Below are 21,414 nucleotides of genomic sequence, written 5' to 3'. Positions count from 1 at the left end.
GCGCTACAGCGACAGCAGCCGGTCGAAGAACTCCCGGTAGCGGCCGAGGGCCTGACGCAGGTCCTCGGTCGACGCGTCGTGGCGGGAGAACTGCTGCTCCAGGTCGTCGCGCTGGTTGCGGAAGAGGTTCTCCAGCTCGTCGAGCACCTCGCCGACCAGCTCGTTCGCCCCGTGCACGGCCCGGCGGGGCTCGTCGACGAACTCGCCCTTGAGGACGTTCCAGCGTTCCTGGTAGCGACCGGCCCGGTCCGGCGGGATCAGCGACGAGCCGGCGGGGGCACCCGGTGCTCCTCCGTCGTCCGGCCGGCCCGGCCGGCCGGGCGGCGGCGGCATCCCGGCGTCGTGCGGTCCGCCGCGGCCCGGATCGGGCGGCGGGGTGCGTCCCGGCCCGCCCGGATCCACCGGTGGCGGCGCACCGGCGGGTGCGCCCTGCCGTGGTGGTGCGCCGGGGTCATGGACCGGGACGCCGCCCGGTGCCGCGTCGGCCGCGGGAACGGCGCCGGGCCGCGCCGCGGGCGGTGCCGGTGGTGGCGGCGGCGGTGGAGCGGCGTCGTCCGGGCCCGCGGTGCGCGGTGCCGGCGGGCCTCCGGTGCGCGGTCCGCCGGTCGGTGGTGTGGCTCCGCGCGGCGGCGGCAGCGGCGGGTCCTCGGCGTGCCTGCCGTGTGGTGCCGCGCCCGCCCACGGATCGGCACCGGGTGCCCGCGGGTCCATCCCGGGCGGCTGGTCCGCACCGGGTCCCCGTGGGTCCGCGCCGGGCGGCCGGCCCGCTCCGGGTCCGCGCGGATCGAAGCCGGGTGCGCGTGGGTCCATGCCGGGCATCTGATCCGCACCGGGGCCGCGCGGATCCATGCCGGGCGGCTGGTCCGCACCGGGTCCGCGTGGGTCCATGCCGGGCATCTGATCCGCACCGGGTCCTCCTGGGACCGCACCGGGTAGCTGGTCCGGGCCGGGTGCCGGCGGGTCCACGCCGACCGGCGGCGGCTGCGCCGGACCGCCGGCCGGGGGTCGGCCGGGTTCTCCGGGCAGCGGGTCGCCCGGACCGGGAGGGCCCGCATCGCGCTGTGCGGTGACGGCAGCGTCGGTGCCGTCCCAGTCGGCGTCGCGCTCGTCGTCGTTGCGGCCGACGATCCGCTCCTTGATCTCGCCGGCCAGCCGGGCCGCGCGGCTCTCCGGCCGATGTCCGGAACGGTCGCTCATGCGCTCGTCTCCCGTCGTGTGTCGTGTCCGGTCTGCGGCGGCTGCTGCGGCGGCGGTCCGGCGGGGTCGTGCGGCCGGGTGCGCGGATCGACGGGGACGCCCCGCGGGTCGGTCCGGCCGGTGCGCGGGTCGACCTGCGCCGCACGCGGGTCGGCCTGCGCGGCACGCGGGTCACCCTGCGCCGCACGCGGATCGACCTGCGCGGCACGCGGGTGCACCTGACCGTTGCGAGGATCTGGCTGTGCCGCATACGGATCGCCCTGCATGCCCCGCGGGTCGCCGGGCGCCGATCGCGGATCTCCCTGCGCAGCGCGCGGGTCGCCGCCGTGCGCCGCCTGCGGCCCGGCCTGCACGGCCCGCGGATCGCCCTGCGCCGGGTCCGCCCGGCCGTGGTCGCCGCCGGTGTCGTCCAGCAGTGCGTCGACGAGCGCCCGGTAGTTCGTCACGGCGTGCCGCAGGTCCTCGGTGCCGGCACGGCCCGCGGCGTGCTCGCGAGAGATACCGCGCGCCTCGCGGTAGCGCTGGGTCAGCACCGGATACGGGACGGACAGGTCCTCCGCCTGCTGATCGAAGTCCTCGACCGGATACCCGCGGGCCGACATCACCTCCGCGACCAAGCGGTCCGCGTCCCGGACCGCGGTGGCCGGGTCGTCGACGAAGCCCTGCTGCACCTGGGTCCAGCGGCCGCGGTAGCCCGCACGCTCCTGCGGGTCGAGATCGCGCAGCCGCAGCGAGCGATGCCGCCTGCGGCGCTGCGCGAGATCCTTCTCGGCGTCGCGCGGATCGTCGGCCCCACGCACGGTGCGGTCGTACTCGGGTCCGAACTGCTCGCGGAGGGCTGCCGATCGGCGCCGGCGCGCCACCACCAGCGCGGTGGCGGCGATCGCCACGAGGACGACCACCACCACCGCCACGATGATGATCGTTGTGATGTCGGTCATGGCGCTCTGTACCCGTTCGTGCGGCCGGAAAACACGACCGGTCGGGTCCCGATCACGCCGGGTGATCACCAGAACCCGCTTGACCTGCACCGGGGTCGAGGTCGCAGGCTGGCCAGGTGGTGGAGACGGTCCGGGGACAGGGAGCAAGCAGCGAGCCGGGGGTCTGGTCCCGCGGGCGGGCGCCGACCACCGTCGGCATCCTGCTGTTGATCAGCCTCACCGCGTTCGAGGCGATGGGCGTCGGAACCGCGATGCCGGCCGTCGTCGCCGATCTCGGCGGGCTGTACTCGTGGCCGTTCGTCGCGTTCCTGGCCGCGGCGGTGTTCGGGACCGCCTTCGGTGGCCGCTGGTGCGACGCCCGGGGTCCGCGCGTCCCGCTCGTCGTCGCGCCGACGGTGTTCGGGGTGGGGCTGCTCGTCGCCGGCTCGGCGACGACGGCCGCCGAGCTGCTCACCGGCCGGGTGCTGCAGGGCCTCGGTGCGGGCGTGCAGGGCGTCGCGGTGTATGTGCTGGTCGCGGCCGTCTACCCGAGCAGGCAACGTCCGGCGGTCTTCGGGCTGATCTCCTCGGCGTGGGTGCTGCCATCGCTCGCCGGCCCGCCGATCGCGGCCGTCGTCACCGAGCGGTTCTCCTGGCACTGGGTGTTCCTCGGCCTGCTCCCGATCGTCGGGCTCGCCCTCGTGCTGATCATGCCCGCGGTGCGCCGGCTCGGACCGCCCGCGAACCGCACCAACGGCGGCAGCACCGGCCTGGTCGTCGCCGCACTCGGCGCCGCGCTCGGAGTGGCCGGGTTGAGCTGGGCACTCGAACACCTCGACGTCCGCGGCGCGGTGGTGGGCGTGGTCGCGGTGCTGGCGCTCGTCCCGGCACTGCGCAGGCTGCTCCCCCGCGGCACGTTCGCCGCGCGTCGCGGCATCGCCTCGGTGGTCGCCGCCCGTGGCCTGGTGGCGGGGGCGTTCTTCACCGTGGTGTCGTTCCTGCCACTGATCCTGACCGCGACCCACGACTGGACGCTGACGGCCGCCGGCGTCCCCCTGATCGTCGCGTCGCTGGGCTGGTCGGGCGCCGCGGCCTGGCAGGCCCGCTATCCGGACCTGGACCGTTCGACGATGCTGCGCGTCGGTTTCGCGATGATCGCACTCGGTCAGCTCGGGCTGCTCCCGGTCGCCGCGGGCTGGCTGCCCGGCTGGCTCGCGATCGGGTTCTGGGGGCTGGCCGGGCTCGGGATGGGCGTCGCGTTCTCCGCGATCGCATTCCTGACACTGGCCCACTCCGACGCCGCCGACGTGGGGACGCACTCGTCGGCGGCCCAGCTGCTCGACCAGCTTGCGACGGCGGCGTTCATCGGGTTCGGCGGGGCGCTGCTGGCGCTGCTGACCTCCCCGGCCGTCGCGATGCCGGTGCTGATCGCCGTGGTCGCGGTGCTCGCGCTGACCGGCGCGGCGACGGCGCCCCGCACCCGGCTCCCCTCCTGAGCACCGCCGGGTCGCCGGGTCGCCGCCTGAACGACGTCCCGGCCGGATCGCCCCCACCGAAAGGTCGCGGGCCGGGGCTCAGCGCAACAGCGCTCGCAGGACGCGCGCGTTGCGCTCCGGATCGGGATCCCCGCCGGTGATCGCGGGCGTGTGCACGAACGACTCCGCGATCCGGACGGTGGCGTAGGCCAGCTCCGCGGGTTCGAGATCGATCGTCACCCGGCCGCTCTCGACGTCGTCGGCCAGCATCGTGGTGACCAGCCCGATCAGCCTGCTCTGGAACTCGCTCGCATCACGGGTGAGCAACCGGGCGAGCAGCTCGCCCTCGGAGGCCTGCATCTGCCGGAAGCCCGGATGGACCAGCACGTCGGCGGCCCACCGGCTGAGCGTCTCGGCGGTCAGGCTGTGCGCGGGGCTCTCGCTGCGCACGGTCGCCCAGGTCGCGGCCAGCGCCCGGTCGGCGTTGAGCCAGAGCACCTCGACCAGGAGCTGCTCGCGGGTGCCGACCCACCGGTGCAGCGTCACCCGGCTGACCCCGAGCTCCTTCGCGAGGGCCTGGATGTCGATCCGGCGGCCCTCGTGGAACCAGCGGTGCGCGACCTTGAGCGCGTCCAGCGGGGTCACCCTGGTTCGCGGCGGCACGGTGCTGAGCTGCCGCTGCAGGGGCGTCACCGCCGTGGATTCCGCGCGGGCAGCACCCCGGTCACCCGTCACCGTTCCCCCGTCGTTCGCCCGTGACTCCCGATGCAGCCGGTATCGGGTGCATCGCTGCGGCCAGACTGTAATGGACGGACACCCACCCGGCACCAGGGCCGCCCCGAGGATCCACAGCTCAGGGCTCGTCGATCCACTTCTCACGCCGGGCGTGCGGCTGCCCCGAGGAGCAGCTTGTGTAACACACAACCCCATCTGTAACCTTCCGAGCCGCACGTCCAGAGGTGCGCAGCCGAGCTCGACGAGGAGCAGGACATGACCGACACGACGACACACCGGCCGGTCGGCCGGCTGGGGAACCCCGCTCTCAGCCTCGCGGACGACCCGCGCGCCGATCCGCGGATGGTCGCGGTCCTCGGCGCCCTGGGGGCGACCGGGCACGCCGACGACGCGCCGATGGACCGGACCGCGGGCCGGGATGCCCTGCTCGCGTTCGTGTCCGCGGTGGAGGAGGGCTTCGAGGGCTTCTTCGCCGCGCTCGCCGGATCGTGGGCTCCCGTGCCCGGGGTCGTGCGGGACACCCGCGAGCCGGCACCGGGCGTCACCCTGCACGTGCACCGCCCCGAGGGCGTCGAGGGTCCGCTGCCGGTCGTGTACCAGATCCACGGTGGCGGGATGGTCATGCTCGGCACGACCGGGCCGGCCTACATGCACTGGCGCGACGAGCTCGCGGCCGCCGGATCGGTCGTCGTCGGTGTCGAGTACCGCAACGGTGCGGGCCGGCTGGGCGCACACCCGTTCCCGGCCGGTCTCGACGACTGCGCCACCGGGCTGCACTGGGTGCTCGACCACCTCGACGAACTCGGCGGGACACACGTCGTGGTCACCGGGGACTCCGGTGGGGCGAACCTCGCGCTCGCGGTCGCGATCAGGGCCCGGCGGGAGGGCTGGAGCGACCGGATCTCCGGCATCCACGCGCTGTGCCCGTACGTGCTCGGCAGCTGGGACCGCGCCCCCGAGCAGCTCCACTCACTCCGGGAGAACGACCGGTACTGGCTCAACCGGGAGCTCTTCCCGCTGCTCGCCGAGGTCTACGACCCGGGCGCCGGCAACGAGGACGAGCCGACCTGCTGGCCCGCCCGGGCGACGGTGGACGACCTGCGCGGCCTCCCGCCGCACCTGATCTCCTGCTCCGAGCTCGATCCGCTGCGCGACGAGGGCATCGCCTACCACCGCAAGCTCCTGCAGGCCGGGGTGCCCTCGGCCGGGAAGGTCGACCTGGGGCTCTGCCACGTCGGGCAGATCCTGTTCCGCGACGCGATGCCCGACGTGTACGCGGCGGCCGTCCGCGAGGTGGTCGGGTTCGCCGCGTCGGTGCGGCCCTGAGCTCGCTCCCGTTCCTGCACGAGCGGTTCGCCCGTGCAGGAACGGGAGGGGCTCAGATGCCGGAGGGGCCCGCCAGCAGCTCGGCGGCGGCGGCGTCGATGAAGGTCGTGTCGGCGTTGTCCGGGGCCCGCCCCGGTGCCCCGCCGCCCGCGAAGTGCCCCCACACCCCGGGGATCACCCGCAGCTCGGCGCCACCTCCCATGTGCGACACCGCCCAGGCCTCGTCCTCCGGCGGGAAGTAGAGATCCTTCTCGGCCGGCATCACGATCGCCCTGGCCCGGATCGACGCCAGCGCCTGTTCGGTGGAGTCGAAGCCCGGGGTCGCGCCGACATCCCCGTGCCACCAGGTGTCGAGCATGGTCAGCAGGTTGTTCGGGTCGCGTCCGTCGAGGAAGAAGCCCTCCCAGAACCCGACGACGAAGTCCTCCAGCGACGTGTAGCCGAGCTCCCGCCAGCACTCGTCCCAGTAGAACGCCTGGGAGAACCCCCATCCGGCGTAGATCCGGGCGAACGCCCGCAGCCCGCGGTCCGGCGGCACGCCGTACCGGCCGCCGTCGAACCCGGCCGACGCGGTGAGCGCTGCCCGCAGCGAGTCGAGGAAGACCCGGTTGTGCGGCGCTGTGCGCGGCGAACCGCAGAACGGCAGCATCCGCTCGACCATCTCCGGATGGCTGACCGCCCACTGGTAGGTCTGCCCGGCGCCCATCGACCAGCCGAGCACCAGCGCCAGCCGTTCGAGCCCGAACACCTCGGTGACCAGCCGGTGCTGGGCCTCGACGTTGTCGGTCACCCGGATCGGCGGGAACGACGGCCCGCTGTCGGGGGCCGGGGTGTTCGACGGCGACGACGACAACCCGTTGCCCAGCATGTTCGGCACGATCACGAACCAGCGCGCCGGATCGAGTGCGCGGCCCTCGCCGATCAGCCACTCGTTGTCCCAATGGCGAAACCGGTCATCCCTGCAGGTCAGACACCCTGCCCGGGACGGCGGTCCGCACCGGGTCCGCAAGAACCTCCAGCACCGACGCCACCGCCTCACGAGTCCGATCATCCGAGTCAGGCCACAGATGCGTGTACGTGCGTAGCGTGATCTCCACCGACGCATGCCCCAGCCGGCGCTGCACAACCTTCGCGGACTCCCCGAACCGGATCAACGCCGACGCGTAGAAGTGCCGCAGGCTGTGCAGCCCGGACCCTTTCGGGAACCCCGCCTCCCGCGCGGCTTTGCCCCAGATCCCCGACCAGGTGCCGCGGGTGATGGGGTGCCCGTTCGTTGTGGTGAACACCAGCCGCACCGGGCGTCGGGTGGGGGCACGCGGGTTCGTCTCGTCGTCGAGGTCCACGGGCGTCGCGGGGTGGGCGGCCAGGTGCGCGGACAGCGCGTCGAGAGTGCCCTGCGCGAGCGGCACCGCACGCAGTGACTCGGACGTTTTCGGTTCGGTCAGCCGTGTCGGGGTCAACGACATCAGCTGTTGGGCGACGGTGACGTCGCGGCCGCGGAGGAAGTCGAGGTGCCGCACTTCGAGGCCGGTCACTTCGGCTTGGCGGAGTCCGGCGCCGACGACGAGGTCCACGACGGTTTTGTAGCGGTCGGGGAGCGCGGTGTGGAGGTCGCGGATGTGTTGGGGGGTGGGGATCCAGATGTCGGTGCGGCCGCCGGTGGGGGCGCGGACTCCGTCGGTGGGGTCGTGGGTGAGGAGTCGGTCGCGGCGGGCGGCTTTGAAGATTTGCCGGAGCGTGTCGAGGATGTTCCCGGTGGAGCTGGGTGCGAGTGGGAGCCCGGAGATGAGCGCTTGGATGGTGGTGGGGCGGAGTCGGGCGATGGGGGTGTCGCCGATGGCGGGGTAGATGTGGAGGCGGAGTTCTCGTTCGATGCGGGCGCGGGTGAGGGGGCTGTGGGGTTGTGCTGTGCGCCAGTCTTCGGTGTAGGTGCGCAGGGTGGTTTTCCCGGCTCGGGGGTCGACGTAGTTGCCGGTGATGATGCTGGTGGTGACTTCGTCGAGCCAGCGTTGGGCGTCGATTTTCCGGTCGAAGTGGCGTGCGTGTTCGTGGCCGGTTTCGTCGCGGTAGCGGGCCCGCCAGGTCCCGTTGGGGCGTCGTTTGATGGATGCCACGGGCCTCTCCCGGGTCGGCTGGTGGTGGGTGTGTTGTACCTGACGGGTGTGGGTGGGTGTTGGACAGCACCACCCAGTGAGTGCTCTACTTTGCGCATCACTCGAATACTGGAGGGGTCATGGCACGCAAGGTGGTGCGCATCCACGAGGTCGCCGACATGATCGGGGTGCCGTTGCCGACGCTGCGGTGGTGGCGTCACCGCGGGGAGGGGCCGCCGATGTTCCTGATCGGCCGCCGGGTCGTCGCCTACCAGGACGAGGTGGAGGCGTGGCTGGACGCGCAGCGAGCGAAGGGCGCGTGACAGCGAAGGCCCTGGTGTCACTGGCAACTCAACGACATCAGGGCTACAGGACGCGCTGTGGTGCGGGGCTTCTACCGTTCGGCCATGACCGGCGAGTTGCAGCGCTGTGTGGGCACGAGTAGCGGGCGGGGTTCGTCGAGGAGCGTGTGGATCGCGGTGCGGGCGGCGGCGACCAGGTCGTCGGGTGGCAGCCGGGTGGAGACCCAGATGCGGCTGCAGCAGTGGTCGATGATCCACTGCTTGTGGTGCGTATGGGGGGTGACGTGCACGGTCAACCGGGGCAGTTGTCGTTGCGCTGTGAGAACGAGTGCGGCGAGGCGGGTGTGGGTGTCGGCGTCGACGTCGGGGGTCACTCCGTCAGGATCGTTGATGCCGGTGTGACCGTTTCGGTTGACCCCCCGCATACACACTTTTGCTTACTGTGACTACGGCGTGTCACCGCCGTGACTGCTTGTTTCCGTCCTGTTCACCTGTTCGGCGGTGTCGAGGTCGGGTCCCGCGCTCGTCCGGTGCTCTGGTAGATCCAATGGCGGGGTGACACCGCTGGTGTCGAGCAGCGGCGGAAGCCCCCGCCGTCGCCGGTCCTGGTTGTGGAGTTCGACGAGCCGCAGCAGCACCTGCCCGGTATCAGCCTCGTGGAGTAGCGGGCCTTCACCCAGTGCGTCGAGGAGTTCGTCGCGGCTGGCCTCATCAAGGTAGGGGCCGGCGTAGTCGACAGCATCCGAGGGGAGCCGCAGGACCCGCTGCAGTGCGGCGAGGTGCCTTCCGGATGGTGGCCGGCCTTCGGCTTCCCATCCGGTGACGGTGCGGAGGCTGACGCCGAGTGCTTCGGCGAGCTGTCGCTGGGTGAGGTCGTGGCGTTGCCGGCGGCGGATGATTTCCGCGGGTGACCATTCGACGGCGGTGCGGAATGGTCCGGCGGGCTGTGGCTTGACAACGGGTTCGAGTGCTTCGCCGGTGCCGTCGTCGGGGAGGAGTTCGGCGAGTTTCGCCGAGTTGGTGTCGCTGATGCGGGGCCGGTCGACGCCTTCCCACTTTGAGATGGATCCGAGTGAGACACCGAGGGTGTCGGCGACCTGCTGCTGGGTGAGGCCGTGGTTTTTCCGGCGGCGCCGAATCTCCGGGCCTGTCCAATCCGTCACGGGTGGAGAGTACTCAACGGTGTGCTCAAGTGTGCGCACACGTGCGGGGGAAGTCTGCTGTTCCGTCACGAATCTGAATGGTGGCATCTACCTGCGCCATCCGCCACACCACACCGGTCAGGGTGCGACATGTTGCGTGGCCGTCGTGGCGCGACGACAGCCTGTGTGGTCTACTTTGCGCATGCAGACGTGGGGTCCCCTCCGCCCCCTGGAAGACCGGCAGCTCCGCCGTCTCCGGCAAGCGGTACCGATGACGATGTCCGAGCTCGCCGAACGGGCGGGATGCAGCTTCAAGCAAGTTCACCGGATTGAAACGACGATGGCCCGCCCGTCGGGCGAGTTGGCGACACGCATCGCGCACGTCCTGACCGAGGCACTCGGCAGGCCGGTGTCCCGGTACGAGTTCTTCACCCCACGCCCACCACGCCCACGCCGGACACGGCCCACCACCGAAACGTGAGATTGAGGCCCTGTGATGCCCACTCCCCCACCACCCCCCGACCCGACGGCAGCGTTGGCCGGCTGGATCCACCGCCTCACCTGCCTCCGCGACGACATCGGGTTCGGCCTGGATGCGCGTGGTGTCGCCGCGACCCTGTCAGATGTGGTGGATGACATGCAGCAGGCCCGGAAGGGGAACCCGTGACGGTCTGCCGTGTCGAGCGCCGCCCCACCGTGTCGGGGCAGGCGCGCATGTACCCGCTGGCGACCCGCTCCGGTATCGAAACGCTGGGGCTGATTCTCGCCGCCGGCGAGCACTGGTCGCCGCTCACCGCCCGCCAGAAAATTGTCCTGTCCGAGGCCTACCACCACACCCTCGACGGCCTGGCCGACGGTGATGTGGTTCCGCTCCCGGCGCTCCCGGCAGGTGTGCATCCGGCGACGGTGCGTTCGCTGGAACGCCGCGGCCTGGTCGCCGATGGAGCGTTGACGGCGTTGGCAGTGGAGGTTGTCGGCTGGGCCGAACCCCTGGACGTACAGAAGCGCCAGACCCGACCTGGGCGGGTGAACCCGTGACGTACGCGTTGGTGGTGCTGGCCGCAGGTCTTGCCGGTTGGGCTGCCGCGGGTGTCCTGGCCGCAGTGGTGTGGTGGTGGCGGTCCCGCAGGTGACCACCCTCGTCGACGTTCACCGCGAGTGCGCAGATTAGTGCAGTTGGCGGCTTCCGATCACACCCGACGGAGTGCTCTAATTTGCGCATGGTCTTCAACGACGGCTATATCCAGACTCTCCCCCCGCACCAGCTGACCCTGTGCGAGCTGCACCGCGAGGTCACCCGCCTCGCGCACGCACGCCACACGTTGCCGTTGGGTGCGGCCCGGGACACGGCGATCGGCCGCATGTGGCAGATGCATCAGGTGCGGGCGCACCGCATGACCGTCCTCGCCCTGGCCGCCGGCTACCAGCTCACCTGACGTGAAGGACTCCCCCATGTTGTGCAACCTGCCCGTGTTCACCGGACCCACACAGGTGTCCCGCTGCCGCCTCGACGACGGTCACGACGGCGGGTGCCGCCCGTGACCACTGTTGACACGATTTTGCGGCGTGAGCGTCGGCCGTCGCCGTTCCCGCGCCGGCGCCCCACCTCACACCGCGCCCGGGTCGAGGCCGCAGTCATCCTCGGCTCGTACACGTATCTGCTGCTGGCGTTCGTGCTCGCGGTGACGATCGTGGCGGTGCTCATCGGATGAACACCATCGACTGGCTACTGATGTGCGTCTGGTTCGGCCTCGTCTACTACGTCGCATCAGGGCGCGCCGACACCGACAAGTCCCGGTTCCTACCCGAGGTGGATCGGGAGTGGGCCCGTAAGCAGCTGAGAGGACGGGCCCGGCGATGAGCTGCACACACGAAGACCTCGCCATCGGCTCCGACGGACAACTCGAATGCGACACATGTGGGATGAAGCTGTGACCGCCCAACACGCGTGGTCACCACCCCGACCACCCGCCACACCACTGGTCGACATGCCCGCCACATACCGCCGTGACCTCCCGGAACGCCCCGTTCACTGGTCGTGGCTGCCGGCACCGAAGGAGAACCGATGACCGAGTACAAGATCGAGGTACGTGACATGGAATTCAATTTCCCTCACCCGATGCGTCTGGCAGTGGGTTCGCACGCGGCTGGTAGCGGTCGTGGCTGCGCGATGAATGTGATCAGCTACGAGAATGGTGACACTGAGATCACCGACTACCCGGCGTGCTCTGCGAAGCCGCTGGCGCGTCTGGTGCAGTCGGTCAACGACAACCTGTGCACGCACCGAGACGGCGACTTTCTGTGTCCCGCGTGCTCTGTGACTGTGCTGGAGCTGGGGCACGCGACGGTCGGGACGGGTGATTTCTCGCAGGTGACGCTGCGGCTGTGGTTGCGTGCGCTGCTGGAGCGGATCGCACCTGATGCGGGTGGGGCGCGTGCGGCGGTGCTGGGGGTGGCTGAGCTGCTGGGTGAGCGGGAGCCGGATAGGGACGCTCTGCGGAGTGCTCGGAAGGTCGCACGTGCCTACGCCGCCGCCGACGCCGCCTACGCCGCCGACGCCGACGCCGCCGACGCCGCCTACGCCGCCGCCGACGCCGACGCCGCCGACGCCGACGCCTACGCCGCCTACGCCGCCGACGCCGCCTGCGCCGCCTACGCCGCCCGTGTTGGAGGTGACCGTGTCGAGTTCACACGGTGTGCGATCGCGGAGTGGCACCGGATCGCGGGCACTCAGGCGCCTGCGGCTGAGCCGGCGCGGACGCTGGCGGCTGTGGAGCAGATGGTGCAGGTCCGGTCGTGACCGAGTTCAAGATCGGCAACCCGGTACTGGTGCCCGGCAAGGTGATCGGATACGACTCCGACGGCTACCTGCTCGTCGCCTTCGTCGGGGCGGAGCTGGAGTTCCGACCGACCGACCTCCGTCCCGACCAGGAGGGTGCCGACACCGGGCGCCCGATCACCGCGGATGACGTGCGGGAGGCGGTCAACAAAGCGCCGTGGACCGCTCCGCACCCGTGGGACGCCGTCGCCGAGTACCTGAACCGCATCGCACGGGGTGGAGTTGTACGCCAAGGCGACATCGAATCGCACCGTACAACTTCGGTGAGCGACTCGGAGGGTGCTGACGCGCCTGTGTCAGGTACCGGCGAGCAGGTGTCCCCGAAGACGTTCCCGCAGATCGGGGACCGTGCTCGGATCACGACCGGTGCGTGGGTCGGCGACGTCGGAACGGTGAACCACTTCAAGGCACCTGTGTCGTGGCTCCTCGTCGACGAGGACGGCGACCCGATCGGTTGGTACTCCGCGGACGAGCTGGAGCTGCCCGACCGGTCCCCGCGTTCGTGGTCGTTGCCTGCCCCGCCGCCGGACGACGTGACCGTCGTGCACATCCCGGAGATGTACGAGCTTCAGGGCGGTCCAGAGCTGTACCGCGCCGACGATGAGGACGGGTTGTGGTGGGGTCCGGACGGGGCTCTGTGGGAATGGTCGCAGATGCTCGGTAACGGCACGGTCGTGGAGGGTGAGCCGCCCGCCCCTGAGCCGGTGTTCGCGGTCGGCGACCGGGTGCGGGTGAAGTCGTCCGGTCGAACCGGGGTCCTGCGTGAGGTCGACGCACGCGGACGTCACCTGATCTTCGGTGACAACGAGTCCTGGATCGTGGGGGTCCGAGCGGACAACCTGGAGCCCGCCCCGGAGCCGCAGGCTGCCGAGCCGCCCCGGTTCGAGCGCGGGTTCTACCGGCTCGCCCGGGACCTGGACGTGCGCGGGGATGCCGTCCCCGCCGACGCGGAGGTCATCGTCCACGGACCTATCGGACGGGGTCTGCTGTGGGTGTCACAGCTCTACTCGTCCGGGGACGACGTGTGTGGCGCGATCTCGGCTGCCGCTCTCGCCGCTGCCGGCGCCGAGCGGGTGGAGGAGCGATGAGCGGGAGCAGGGGGCCGTGTCCGTGCATGCGGGCGGGGTTCTGGCCGCTGACGATCTTGGAATGCCCGATCCACGGTGACACCCGTGGCCACGAGTTGGACCGTCTGCGCGCTCGGGTGGCGGAGCTGGAAGCCGGGCGGGAGATCGAGCAGACGATGCTCCGCAACGCTGCCGCCCGGATCTCGGAGCTGGAAGCCGCCGCGTCCCCGGACGACGCACCCACCACCACGCACCACGTCGAGTGGCTGACGGTCGGGACCGACGAGGACGGCGACGAGGGCGTCGAGACCTTTGAGACCGAGGTCGAGGCGGTGACGGCTGCCGGACGTTGGCGCATCCGGGGCATGACCAACGTCTACGTCGAGCGCCACGACGTCGCGACCACTCGCACGGTGTCGACGACCACCCGCACCACCGCATGGAAGGCGGACGAGCGATGAGCCGGTTCAAGTTCATTCCCGGTGGCGGCTACCAGTACGGCGGCGAGGCCGGCGACTACGCCGCTGCCTGCCCGCTCTGCACTCAGCACTTCGAGGGCCCGACCGCGGACATCGTTGAAGGTGCCGCGGCCGCCTGCGCCGAGAACGACCGGCGGGGAACCGACCTCTACGACACGCCCCGGGATGTCCGGTGACCCGCCTCGTCCGGTATCGCCGAGGCGAGTACCGCGACGGCGAGTTCGACGTCGACCGCTGGGGCGAATGGGACTGCCCACCGGTCCCGGAGGGCGTGCGGGAACTGCTCGTTACGCACTGCCACCCGCACGACGCCCCGTCCTGCGACGAGCCCGTCACCTGGCATCACCGTGGTCACGGTCCGTGGGGTGCGGTCGACGCGCTACACCGCCGCGACCGGCACAACGACGCTGGTGCGCTCGCCCGGCTCATCCGGTGGACCGAGACCACCTACAGCCATGAGGAAGCCGACGGGTGGGAGCTGTATGCCGGCTCGCCCGCTTCGCCTGCAACCGAGGAGTCCGAGCGATGAGCGCCGACGACCAGCGGGCCGCCCCGTGGACGGTGCGCCACGTCGACGGCTGGTGGTGCGTCTACTTCTCCGATGGATCGCTCGGCGCGCAGTTCGCGATCGAGGGCGACGCCCGGACGTTCGCTGACGTCGCGGGCCCGGGGGAGGGCACCGTGATCCTGCGTTCCGACCTCGACCGTCTGCGCGCCGAGCTGGACCGGCTGCACTCGTGGGACGGGCTCATGTCGCTGCTCGACGAGCACTGGCCCGTCGACATCTTCCGCGCTGACCCGATGGAGGCCGCCGCCGACCCGGGGCCTCGCATCATCGCCCTGCTGCGGTGGGTTGCCGCGCTGCGGGACGCCGGGAACCCGCTCGCCGATTCCGTGTCCCGCTTCCTGATGAGTCCCGAGGATCACGACGACCGGGCGAACATGCAGGACGCAGCGCGAGCCTGGCGGTCCGCTGCCGGGGGTGAGGCCCGTGGGTGAGCCGACGATCGGGTGGGTAACACAGGCGAGCGACGCTGACCTGATGCTGCACGCGCAGGTGGTGTGGCGGGAGCTGCGCAAGCGTGAGCTGACGGAACCGCAGACGGCCGAGGCCCGGGAGTGGACCGACACGCACCTACAGGTGGTGCGCACGCTGGAGGAGCGTACGGACGCCGGGAACGCCCTCGCCGACTACGTGGACGACCTCGGGGACTGGGACCCGGAGGGGCTCGGTGGTCGCATCGACGCCTGGCGGTCCGCTGCCGGGGGTGAGACCCGATGAGCTACGACGATCGCGTCCGACGGATCATCGCCGCGCTCGACCACCCGCAGTGGTGGTACGAGGACGACCACGTCCTGACAGTCCAGGGCCCGGTCAGCGACTACATCATCGAGCCTGCCCGGTGGGATCTCGGACTCAGCCGCGTCGCGATGGTCGACTACCACCTGGCAGGGCTGGTGCATGACGGCCGCTCTCCTGAGCCGGACTGCTACGGCAACAGCGACTACGACGCGCTGCTGGAAGCCCGCCGAGTCTTTGGCGAGTTCGCTGCCGGGACACCCACCACCGAGACGGAGAATGATCATGTCTGACCCCACCGCTGGGCAGACCCCGGCACCCACCGACGCCACCGAGCACCGGGTAACCATCACCATCACGCCGATCACCGATGCCGAGCTGGCCGCGTTCGTGGAGGCGTTCCGAGAGCGGTTCGGCCGGAAGCGCCTCGTCCACGTGCCCTCGCCCTGGGGGAGGCACGCGGCGACGATCGTGCGTGCCGCGCTGGCCCGCGACGTCCTCGCCGAGGCGCTGGCCGCGATCGAGCGGAAGGCCGACGACATCGCCGAGGCTGCGATGCGGGAGTCCCGCGCCGAGGAGCTGGCGCTGGAGCTGAGCGACGAGGTCCGTGCGCTCCGGGCGGCCCGCGACGTCCCCGCACCCACCGACGAGCCGGACACTGGTGTCGCGGAGCCTTCCAGCACTGAGGCGTTACGCGCCGAGCTGGCCGAGACCCGGGCCGAGCTGGACCGGATGCGCGACGTCGCCCGCACCGAGGACGCGGCGAAGCGCGACGCGATGGTGACGGCCGACGTGTGGAAGATGCGCGCGGACCGCCTCGCGACCGCCGGTGACGCCCTGGCCGACGCCGCGGAAGACGTGATCGACGGCCCGACCGAGGCACATCTCGACGACCTGGGCGCGGCCGCCGAGGCGTGGCGGGCGCTCCGTGCCGGTGTTCCCGCTCCGGGTCGGGCCGGGGACGACGAGCCGCGCCCGGACCACTTCCTGGCGAAGCTGGACGGCCTGGTGAACACCGACGACCTCGGAGCGCTGGACCCGGAGGACGTCCGGGCCGCGCTCGACGAGGCGCAGGCGACGATCCGGCGGCTGCGGGCCGGGGGCGGACACACCGCCGGGCAGGACGAGCGGCTGGCCCGCAGCGAGCAGATCGGCCGCGCTCTCACGACCCTGCGCAGCGCCCTCGGCCTGCACCATGACGAGGTCGCGGCACGGGCGGGAATCCACCCGCAGCGGCTGGGTGCGTTGGAGTCCGGCGCGGAGCCCGACGTCCCGGCGGGGTGGATCCGCCCGATCCTCGCCGCACTCGCGGCCCCGGCCGACGACACCGCCGGGCAGGACGAGCCGGCCGCCGACGAGGTGCTGCTAGTGCGTCTCGACGGCCGAAAGGGCGGCCAGGTCACCGTCGGGCACTCCCGGCTCCCGGTGACGACGGTGCTGCGGGCGCTGGGCCGGGACGGCACGGTCGCGACGGCGCGGGCCGCGTACCCGGACCTGACCGAGGAGGCGGGGCGGGTGCTGGCCGCGCTCCGCGAGGATCTGCCCTCGCCTGGCACAACGCTGCCCAGGGTGATCGCGGAGCTGAGCCACCAGCGCGACCAGGGGTATCTCGACCTGGGCAACTTCCGCGAGGCGTTCGACGCAGCGATCGATTTCATCGAGCGGGCCGTGTCCGCGGCCCCGGCCGACGACACCGCCGCACCGGACGGCTCCGCTACTCGGCCCGTCCCGCCGTGGCAGGTCGCCGATGCGCTCCGCGACTACCGGGGGCACCCGGGCACACAGTCGGAGCTCGAAGACGACTGGCCGCGTGCCGCCGAGATCGTGCAGTGGGCGCTGTCGATCACCGAGCCGCCCGCCGGTTCGGTGTCCCCGGACCAGGACGGGGACACCGCCCGTGCCTGACGAACGGCAGCTGACCGAAGACCTCTACGGCGAAGGCGCGATCAGCCGACGGGAACGCAACACCGCACTCCGGGCCGTCGACCGTCGTGAGTGCGTGTTCTGCGACATCACCGCCGGGCGGGCCCCGGTGGACCTGGTCGAGGACTGCGGCAACGTGTGGATCTTCCGACCGCTGAGCCCGGTCACCCCCGGGCACGTGCTGGTCGTCCCGATGGCGCACGTGGTACGCGGCCCCGGCCGACGACACCGCCCCGTTGGTTCCGCCAAAGCGGTCTCAAACTCCGGCCGACGACCCGCCGCACCGGGCGACCACCCGGGATGCTCGTCAGCGGGGTGTGCGCGATGAGGGACCGCCATGAACGGTGACGAGAAAATGGCCGCCGGAATCGGCACCATCATCAGCATCTTCCTGGCCGGGATGCTGGCCAAGGGGCATGTGGTGTGGTCGGGGTCGTGGACCACGGTCGCCTGGATCGTTGGGCTACTCGTCGCGGCCGGGCTCGCACTCCTCACCGCCGGAAGTATCGGCCGCACCGCCAGGCATCGCACCGTCGTCCGGATCGACGCCGGCACCTGGACAGACGCCGCCCGCCACGAAGCCGGACATTTAGCGGCGATGAAAGCGTTCGGTGGGCAAGATTTGCGGGCCCGTATCTACCCCGACGGCTCCGGGTGGGCATCGTGTGCGATGCCCCCGAACACTGCCCCCGAACACGATGTGGCGGTCGACTACGCGGGCGGCTATGCGGAGGGGTCATGGCATGCGTGCAAGGGGGACTTGGCGCAGGCGGAGGAGGTGCTGTCCCGGGTCGGCTGGTTCCACCGGGACGGTGTCGAACGTCGAGCACGTGCCGCAGCCCAGCGGGCAGTGGCCGGGGGCCGCACCAACCGGTACCGCACTCGACTGGAACGGACAGGGAGATACCGTTGATCACCGCACGCACACCATGGGTTGAGTACACCCCGGACGGTCGGATCGCGGTCGGATCGGCCACAGACCGGCGTCGGACCGCGATCGTCCTGGATGTCGCCGAATGGGAAGCGCTGATCCGGGCGGCCCGCAGCGGCGAGTTGGATGTGCCGGTGATCCGCGCCCGAACCGAGAGGAAGACCGATGCTTCCTGATCATCTGATCGTGGCCCGCATGCAGCAGGGCGACCTGATCGTTGACCCGCCGCCTGCGGTGGAACGGCTGCAACCGGCTTCGATCGACGTCACCCTCGGCGACAGCTACCGCGGGTTCACCGGGAACCACACCACGGTCACCCTCGACCAGATCCCCGACGACCTCACCGTCGGGCTACCAGTCGAAGACGGGATCCTGCTGCAGCCCGGCGACTTCGTGTTGGCCACCACCGCCGAACACTTCACCATCCCCGCCGACCTGTGCGCGTTCCTCCACGGCCGATCCACACTCGGCCGGCTCGGCATCACCTGCCACGTCACTGCCGGCCTGATCGACCCCGGCTACCGCGGCCACATCACCCTCGAAGTGTCCAACGTCGGCCCGGTCACCATCCTGCTGCGCGTCGGGGATCCGATCGGGCAGGTCACCTTTGAACAGCTCACCGAGGCTGCGGCGCGCCCGTATGGGCATCCGGATGTTCGGTCCCGCTACCAGGACCAGGACGGCGCGGCCGGGCCGCGGGCGGTACCGGGGTTGGTGGAGTTGGCCGATGTGATCCAGATACGAGGGGGCGCGTGATGGTGCAGGTCAGGTCGTCGTTCTGCTACGGCGGAGAGTGCGTGCAGGTTGAGTTCCTCCAGCGGGCCGGGGTGCTGGTCAGTCACCCGGAGCAGCCGGAGCCGTTGTATTTCACGCGTGGCGAGTGGCAGGCGTTCATCGCAGGTGTGAAGAACGGCGATTTCGATCTGCCCGACTAGCCCCGCTCCCCACGCTCCCCACGTCTAGGGCCGTCCCACCTTCGCGCGATCGGTGGGGCGGCTCTAGTCTGTCCGGGGCATCTTCTGCGACAGTCTGCGTCACCCCATTGTGCAACCCCCACCGGACATGCTCTTATTTGCGCATGCCTTCCCCGACCCGCTGCTACGGCTGCACCCAGCCCGCCACCCGCATCGTCGAATGGCGCACACCCGACCCCCACAGCCGTACAGGCGAGTTCTACGGCCCCTACTACCTTGCCACCTGCGACGACTGTGTCGGCGACGCCCACGCGCATGCCAACGACGAGGGCGCCACCCACATCGACGAGTACCGGGCCTCGAACGCGGACCTGTCACGTCTGACCGATGACCGGAGGGCCGCCTGATGGCTGCTTGCGAGATCTGCTGGGAGCGCGCTTCGCGAGACGCACACTTCCTGGGCGGCTCGGTGTCTGAGCGCTATCAGCAGCGCATCGCGGAAGAGGACCAGTCTCCCACCCACTGGCCCATGACGCTCGACGACCTGCAGCAGCAGAGTGGTGACCAGTGACTACCGCCCGCGACAGCCTCGAACTCGCCACCCACCTCAACGCCATAGCCGAAGACCTCTTCGCGCTCCGCCCCGACGACCCCATCGCCCTCATGGCGGCCCGCCGCATCCACGAGCTCGCCAAGAAGGACCTGGTCATCCTCCCCCACATCAACCCGGAACACGACCAGGTCGACCACTGGACCCGACTGTCCGACCACCGGCTGAACTCCGAGATCAACGCCGACGCCTGGAATTTGGCCGCCGGCCTGTACGTCGCCCGCGACCGCGCCACCCGACAGTCGCTGCGAGACACGTCATGACCTGGCAAACCCACGCGAAATGCCTCCACCCCACGGTGCAGCCCGGCGACTTCTCACCCCTACAGCCGAACGGGCGCCCCGACCTCGAAGCCGCCCACACCATCGCCACCCGCTTCTGCAGTGGTTGCCCCGTCCGCCTCGACTGCCTCCGCTGGGCCGCCGACAGCGGAGCCCAAGAAATCGTCGCCGGAGGCATGTGGTGGCCACCCAACCCCTACCGCAAACCCATCCCCCCGCTGGACCTCCTCAACCACAACCCCGAAGGCGCAGCAGCATGAACATCGACACCACCAAACTCACCGAACTACACCTCGACACCGGCAGCCACGAAAACCCCCAGGCAGGAATGTGCCTCATGGAGGCCGTCGCCTGGGTTCGCGGCATCAACCACACCGACCACCCCGCCTGCGTGTCCCCGCTGCTCGGCGAGATGGGCCGCAGCCTCAATGACCGGCTCCCCGACGACCCCCGACAGCAGCTCATTCCTCTCATCCCCGACCTGGTCGGCACGGCCGGCGACGGGCACGACGAGGCCCGCTCGTACATGGCGCTGGACTGGCTGATCCGGGAGTACCTGCCCGCATTCCTCGACCTGTCCCCCGCATGCCGGGAAGCCGCAGCGAAGGTGCGGGACCTGGGTCGGATCGTGGACATGGCCGCCACGAAGCGCGCCGGGGCCGTCGTCCGTGACGCCCAGCAGACCGCGGCTGCCGCGTGGGATGCCGCGGGGGATGCCGCGCGGGATGCCGCGCGGGCTGCCGCGCGGGATGCCGCGCGGGCTGCCGCGCGGGATGCCGCGCGGGATGCCGCGTGGGCTGCCGCGCGGGCTGCCGCGTGGGATGCCGCGCGGGCTGCCGCGTGGGATGCCGCGCGGGATGCCGCGCGGGCTGCCGCGTGGGATGCCGCGCGGGATGCCGCGCGGGATGCCGCGCGGGCTGCCGCGCGGGCTGCCCTGAACCCGACTGTTGAGGCACTTCAGCAGTCCGCGCTCAACCTTTACGGCCAGATGGCACGTGTCGGGCAGGCAGCAGCATGAACCAGCCCTGGCGACACCCCTTGTTCTGGACCGGGCAGGCCCTCGTATGGGCCGGGATCATCAGCTCCTTCATCGTCGACGGCCCCACCAGCCTCGTCTACGCCGGGCTCGCCGTCGCCCTCTCCGTCCCACTCACCGCCTGGACGTTCATCACCTGGCGGCGCACCCGGACCCAGCCATGACCGGCACCCCCCGCCCCGCCCAGCCTGGTGACCCGCTCACCGCCCGCGAACTCGACATCCTCTACTGGACCGCCGCCGGGCTCCGCAACCACGGCGTCGCCACCCAACTCCACCTCGAACACAACACCATCAAAACGCACCTCCGCCGACTGTTCCGGAAACTCGGCGCAGTCGACCGAGCGCACCTCATCGCCGCCGCATTCAGCCACGGCTACCTCACCGTCCGCGACGGACACATCGTCGCTGCCGGACATGACCACCACGAGCGGGCCGCGTGATGGACGACTGCGAACTCCACGACTACAAGGCGGTCCTCCGTGAGGAGGGCTACACGGTGTTGCGCACGAAGTCGTACCTCGCAGCCCAGGAGCGCCAACGCGTCGCCGAAGCACTCCGCGTGGCCGAAGCCGAAGCAGCGGAGCACGCCCGCGCGTGGGCTCGAGACTGCCTCGCCGAGCTGCACCGTCTGCGCGACCGCCTGACCTTCGTCTACGGCGTCGCCCGTGCCCACGGCGCAACGGTCGACGAGCTACGAGGCGGTATGTGATGGCCGAACCCGTTGGGAAGCATGACCCGCGCTGTGACCTGTGGGTCTCCGACGACCCCGCCGACGACTGCTCCTGCCGTGGACCGTCCGGGAAAACCCGCCGCGACCCACCCGACCCGGTCACCGTGCGGCA

35 protein-coding genes are annotated in these 21,414 nt (G+C 71.1%); 28 read left to right on the top strand and 7 right to left on the bottom strand.

What is annotated here, in order from left to right; genetic code table 11:
• Positions 1–3: 3 nt before the first annotated feature.
• Positions 4–1,197 carry a hypothetical protein gene (locus tag Pdca_RS14035; RefSeq protein WP_085915743.1) on the bottom strand — a complete coding sequence of 398 codons (1,194 nt, stop codon included), beginning with the start codon at positions 1,195–1,197 and terminating at the stop codon, positions 4–6.
• Positions 1,194–2,228 (bottom strand): hypothetical protein, encoded by a 1,035-nt coding sequence (locus Pdca_RS36075; protein WP_174824314.1) that lies wholly within the window; start codon positions 2,226–2,228, stop codon positions 1,194–1,196. The genes Pdca_RS14035 and Pdca_RS36075 overlap by 4 nt, the downstream gene beginning before the upstream one ends.
• A gap of 26 nt (positions 2,229–2,254) precedes the next feature.
• Between Pdca_RS36075 and Pdca_RS14025 the strand changes: the two genes are divergently transcribed.
• A complete protein-coding gene (locus tag Pdca_RS14025; protein WP_232021562.1) occupies positions 2,255–3,613 on the top strand; it encodes an MFS transporter in 1,359 nt (452 codons plus the stop codon).
• Between the two features lie 78 nt (positions 3,614–3,691).
• Here the strand turns inward: Pdca_RS14025 and Pdca_RS14020 are convergent, their stop codons facing one another.
• Positions 3,692–4,285 carry a TetR/AcrR family transcriptional regulator gene (locus tag Pdca_RS14020; protein ID WP_085915742.1) on the bottom strand — a complete coding sequence of 198 codons (594 nt, stop codon included), beginning with the start codon at positions 4,283–4,285 and terminating at the stop codon, positions 3,692–3,694.
• A 297-nt stretch (positions 4,286–4,582) separates the two neighbouring features.
• Between Pdca_RS14020 and Pdca_RS14015 the strand changes: the two genes are divergently transcribed.
• A complete protein-coding gene (locus Pdca_RS14015; protein WP_085915741.1) occupies positions 4,583–5,653 on the top strand; it encodes an alpha/beta hydrolase fold domain-containing protein in 1,071 nt (356 codons plus the stop codon).
• Between the two features lie 52 nt (positions 5,654–5,705).
• Here the strand turns inward: Pdca_RS14015 and Pdca_RS14010 are convergent, their stop codons facing one another.
• Positions 5,706–6,704 (bottom strand): alpha/beta fold hydrolase, encoded by a 999-nt coding sequence (locus tag Pdca_RS14010; protein ID WP_232021561.1) that lies wholly within the window; start codon positions 6,702–6,704, stop codon positions 5,706–5,708.
• Positions 6,607–7,767 (bottom strand): tyrosine-type recombinase/integrase, encoded by a 1,161-nt coding sequence (locus Pdca_RS14005; protein ID WP_085915740.1) that lies wholly within the window; start codon positions 7,765–7,767, stop codon positions 6,607–6,609. The genes Pdca_RS14010 and Pdca_RS14005 overlap by 98 nt, the downstream gene beginning before the upstream one ends.
• Positions 7,768–7,886: 119 nt before the next feature.
• Between Pdca_RS14005 and Pdca_RS14000 the strand changes: the two genes are divergently transcribed.
• On the top strand, positions 7,887–8,069 hold the full coding sequence (locus Pdca_RS14000; RefSeq protein WP_085915739.1) for a helix-turn-helix transcriptional regulator: 183 nt from the start codon (positions 7,887–7,889) through the stop codon (positions 8,067–8,069).
• Between the two features lie 71 nt (positions 8,070–8,140).
• Here Pdca_RS14000 and Pdca_RS13995 read toward each other — a convergent pair whose 3' ends face one another.
• Together Pdca_RS13995 and Pdca_RS36380 are read right to left on the bottom strand one after the other, a co-directional pair.
• Positions 8,141–8,422, bottom strand: a complete 282-nt coding sequence (locus tag Pdca_RS13995; protein WP_085915738.1) for a hypothetical protein — start codon at positions 8,420–8,422, stop codon at positions 8,141–8,143.
• Between the two features lie 72 nt (positions 8,423–8,494).
• Positions 8,495–9,280: a helix-turn-helix transcriptional regulator gene (locus Pdca_RS36380; protein ID WP_197719985.1), complete on the bottom strand. Its 786-nt coding sequence runs from the start codon at positions 9,278–9,280 to the stop codon at positions 8,495–8,497.
• 112 nt (positions 9,281–9,392) lie between these two features.
• Between Pdca_RS36380 and Pdca_RS38015 the strand changes: the two genes are divergently transcribed.
• The 25 genes from Pdca_RS38015 to Pdca_RS13880 all read left to right on the top strand — a co-directional run bounded on the left by Pdca_RS38015 (position 9,393) and on the right by Pdca_RS13880 (position 21,281).
• Entirely contained in the window at positions 9,393–9,671 is a 279-nt protein-coding gene (locus tag Pdca_RS38015; protein ID WP_373865500.1) for a helix-turn-helix domain-containing protein, read from the top strand.
• Between the two features lie 233 nt (positions 9,672–9,904).
• Entirely contained in the window at positions 9,905–10,228 is a 324-nt protein-coding gene (locus Pdca_RS13980; protein WP_125911410.1) for a hypothetical protein, read from the top strand.
• Positions 10,229–10,410: 182 nt separating this feature from the next.
• Positions 10,411–10,626, top strand: coding sequence for a hypothetical protein (locus Pdca_RS13975; RefSeq protein ID WP_085915735.1), 216 nt, complete (start codon positions 10,411–10,413; stop codon positions 10,624–10,626).
• A gap of 102 nt (positions 10,627–10,728) precedes the next feature.
• The gene (locus Pdca_RS35580; RefSeq protein ID WP_158092304.1) at positions 10,729–10,902 is read left to right on the top strand and encodes a hypothetical protein; all 174 of its coding nucleotides are present in this window, start codon (positions 10,729–10,731) and stop codon (positions 10,900–10,902) included.
• The gene (locus tag Pdca_RS35575) at positions 10,899–11,051 is read left to right on the top strand and encodes a hypothetical protein (RefSeq protein ID WP_158092303.1); all 153 of its coding nucleotides are present in this window, start codon (positions 10,899–10,901) and stop codon (positions 11,049–11,051) included. Before Pdca_RS35580 ends, Pdca_RS35575 begins: the two co-directional genes overlap by 4 nt.
• A 204-nt stretch (positions 11,052–11,255) precedes the next feature.
• Positions 11,256–11,990 carry a hypothetical protein gene (locus Pdca_RS36070; protein WP_125911409.1) on the top strand — a complete coding sequence of 245 codons (735 nt, stop codon included), beginning with the start codon at positions 11,256–11,258 and terminating at the stop codon, positions 11,988–11,990.
• On the top strand, positions 11,987–13,117 hold the full coding sequence (locus Pdca_RS13965; RefSeq protein ID WP_085915734.1) for a hypothetical protein: 1,131 nt from the start codon (positions 11,987–11,989) through the stop codon (positions 13,115–13,117). The genes Pdca_RS36070 and Pdca_RS13965 overlap by 4 nt, the downstream gene beginning before the upstream one ends.
• A gap of 116 nt (positions 13,118–13,233) precedes the next feature.
• Entirely contained in the window at positions 13,234–13,557 is a 324-nt protein-coding gene (locus Pdca_RS13960; RefSeq protein WP_125911408.1) for a hypothetical protein, read from the top strand.
• Positions 13,554–13,751 carry a hypothetical protein gene (locus Pdca_RS13955; protein WP_085915732.1) on the top strand — a complete coding sequence of 66 codons (198 nt, stop codon included), beginning with the start codon at positions 13,554–13,556 and terminating at the stop codon, positions 13,749–13,751. The genes Pdca_RS13960 and Pdca_RS13955 overlap by 4 nt, the downstream gene beginning before the upstream one ends.
• Complete coding sequence (locus Pdca_RS13950) at positions 13,748–14,104, top strand: hypothetical protein (protein WP_085915731.1); 357 nt, start codon at positions 13,748–13,750, stop codon at positions 14,102–14,104. The genes Pdca_RS13955 and Pdca_RS13950 overlap by 4 nt, the downstream gene beginning before the upstream one ends.
• On the top strand, positions 14,101–14,574 hold the full coding sequence (locus Pdca_RS13945; protein WP_085915730.1) for a hypothetical protein: 474 nt from the start codon (positions 14,101–14,103) through the stop codon (positions 14,572–14,574). The genes Pdca_RS13950 and Pdca_RS13945 overlap by 4 nt, the downstream gene beginning before the upstream one ends.
• A 43-nt stretch (positions 14,575–14,617) precedes the next feature.
• Entirely contained in the window at positions 14,618–14,857 is a 240-nt protein-coding gene (locus tag Pdca_RS13940) for a hypothetical protein (protein ID WP_085915729.1), read from the top strand.
• The gene (locus Pdca_RS13935; protein ID WP_125911407.1) at positions 14,854–15,168 is read left to right on the top strand and encodes a hypothetical protein; all 315 of its coding nucleotides are present in this window, start codon (positions 14,854–14,856) and stop codon (positions 15,166–15,168) included. Before Pdca_RS13940 ends, Pdca_RS13935 begins: the two co-directional genes overlap by 4 nt.
• The gene (locus Pdca_RS37550) at positions 15,161–16,780 is read left to right on the top strand and encodes a helix-turn-helix domain-containing protein (RefSeq protein ID WP_125911406.1); all 1,620 of its coding nucleotides are present in this window, start codon (positions 15,161–15,163) and stop codon (positions 16,778–16,780) included. Before Pdca_RS13935 ends, Pdca_RS37550 begins: the two co-directional genes overlap by 8 nt.
• Before the next feature lie 355 nt (positions 16,781–17,135).
• A complete protein-coding gene (locus Pdca_RS13925; RefSeq protein WP_085915726.1) occupies positions 17,136–17,711 on the top strand; it encodes a hypothetical protein in 576 nt (191 codons plus the stop codon).
• Positions 17,708–17,905, top strand: coding sequence for a hypothetical protein (locus tag Pdca_RS13920; protein WP_125911405.1), 198 nt, complete (start codon positions 17,708–17,710; stop codon positions 17,903–17,905). Before Pdca_RS13925 ends, Pdca_RS13920 begins: the two co-directional genes overlap by 4 nt.
• 19 nt (positions 17,906–17,924) lie before the next feature.
• Positions 17,925–18,485, top strand: coding sequence for a dCTP deaminase (gene dcd / locus Pdca_RS13915; protein WP_170205950.1), 561 nt, complete (start codon positions 17,925–17,927; stop codon positions 18,483–18,485).
• A complete protein-coding gene (locus Pdca_RS13910; RefSeq protein ID WP_232021679.1) occupies positions 18,485–18,664 on the top strand; it encodes a DUF397 domain-containing protein in 180 nt (59 codons plus the stop codon). Before dcd ends, Pdca_RS13910 begins: the two co-directional genes overlap by 1 nt.
• A 143-nt stretch (positions 18,665–18,807) precedes the next feature.
• The gene (locus Pdca_RS13905) at positions 18,808–19,050 is read left to right on the top strand and encodes a hypothetical protein (RefSeq protein WP_085915723.1); all 243 of its coding nucleotides are present in this window, start codon (positions 18,808–18,810) and stop codon (positions 19,048–19,050) included.
• A gap of 160 nt (positions 19,051–19,210) precedes the next feature.
• On the top strand, positions 19,211–19,516 hold the full coding sequence (locus tag Pdca_RS13900) for a hypothetical protein (RefSeq protein ID WP_085915722.1): 306 nt from the start codon (positions 19,211–19,213) through the stop codon (positions 19,514–19,516).
• Positions 19,513–19,794 carry a WhiB family transcriptional regulator gene (locus tag Pdca_RS38010; protein ID WP_085915721.1) on the top strand — a complete coding sequence of 94 codons (282 nt, stop codon included), beginning with the start codon at positions 19,513–19,515 and terminating at the stop codon, positions 19,792–19,794. The genes Pdca_RS13900 and Pdca_RS38010 overlap by 4 nt, the downstream gene beginning before the upstream one ends.
• Positions 19,791–20,552 (top strand): hypothetical protein, encoded by a 762-nt coding sequence (locus Pdca_RS36065; protein ID WP_176604115.1) that lies wholly within the window; start codon positions 19,791–19,793, stop codon positions 20,550–20,552. Before Pdca_RS38010 ends, Pdca_RS36065 begins: the two co-directional genes overlap by 4 nt.
• Complete coding sequence (locus tag Pdca_RS35570; protein WP_166665949.1) at positions 20,549–20,734, top strand: hypothetical protein; 186 nt, start codon at positions 20,549–20,551, stop codon at positions 20,732–20,734. The genes Pdca_RS36065 and Pdca_RS35570 overlap by 4 nt, the downstream gene beginning before the upstream one ends.
• Positions 20,731–21,012 (top strand): response regulator transcription factor, encoded by a 282-nt coding sequence (locus Pdca_RS13885; protein ID WP_166665948.1) that lies wholly within the window; start codon positions 20,731–20,733, stop codon positions 21,010–21,012. Before Pdca_RS35570 ends, Pdca_RS13885 begins: the two co-directional genes overlap by 4 nt.
• Positions 21,009–21,281: a hypothetical protein gene (locus Pdca_RS13880; RefSeq protein ID WP_085915719.1), complete on the top strand. Its 273-nt coding sequence runs from the start codon at positions 21,009–21,011 to the stop codon at positions 21,279–21,281. Before Pdca_RS13885 ends, Pdca_RS13880 begins: the two co-directional genes overlap by 4 nt.
• Positions 21,282–21,414 lie beyond the last annotated feature (133 nt).

Source organism: Pseudonocardia autotrophica, assembly GCF_003945385.1.
Classification (GTDB): Bacteria; Actinomycetota; Actinomycetes; order Mycobacteriales; family Pseudonocardiaceae; genus Pseudonocardia; species Pseudonocardia autotrophica.
The sequence above is the reverse complement of the archived record's forward strand: the minus strand, read 5'-3'. Positions and strand labels throughout refer to the sequence as shown.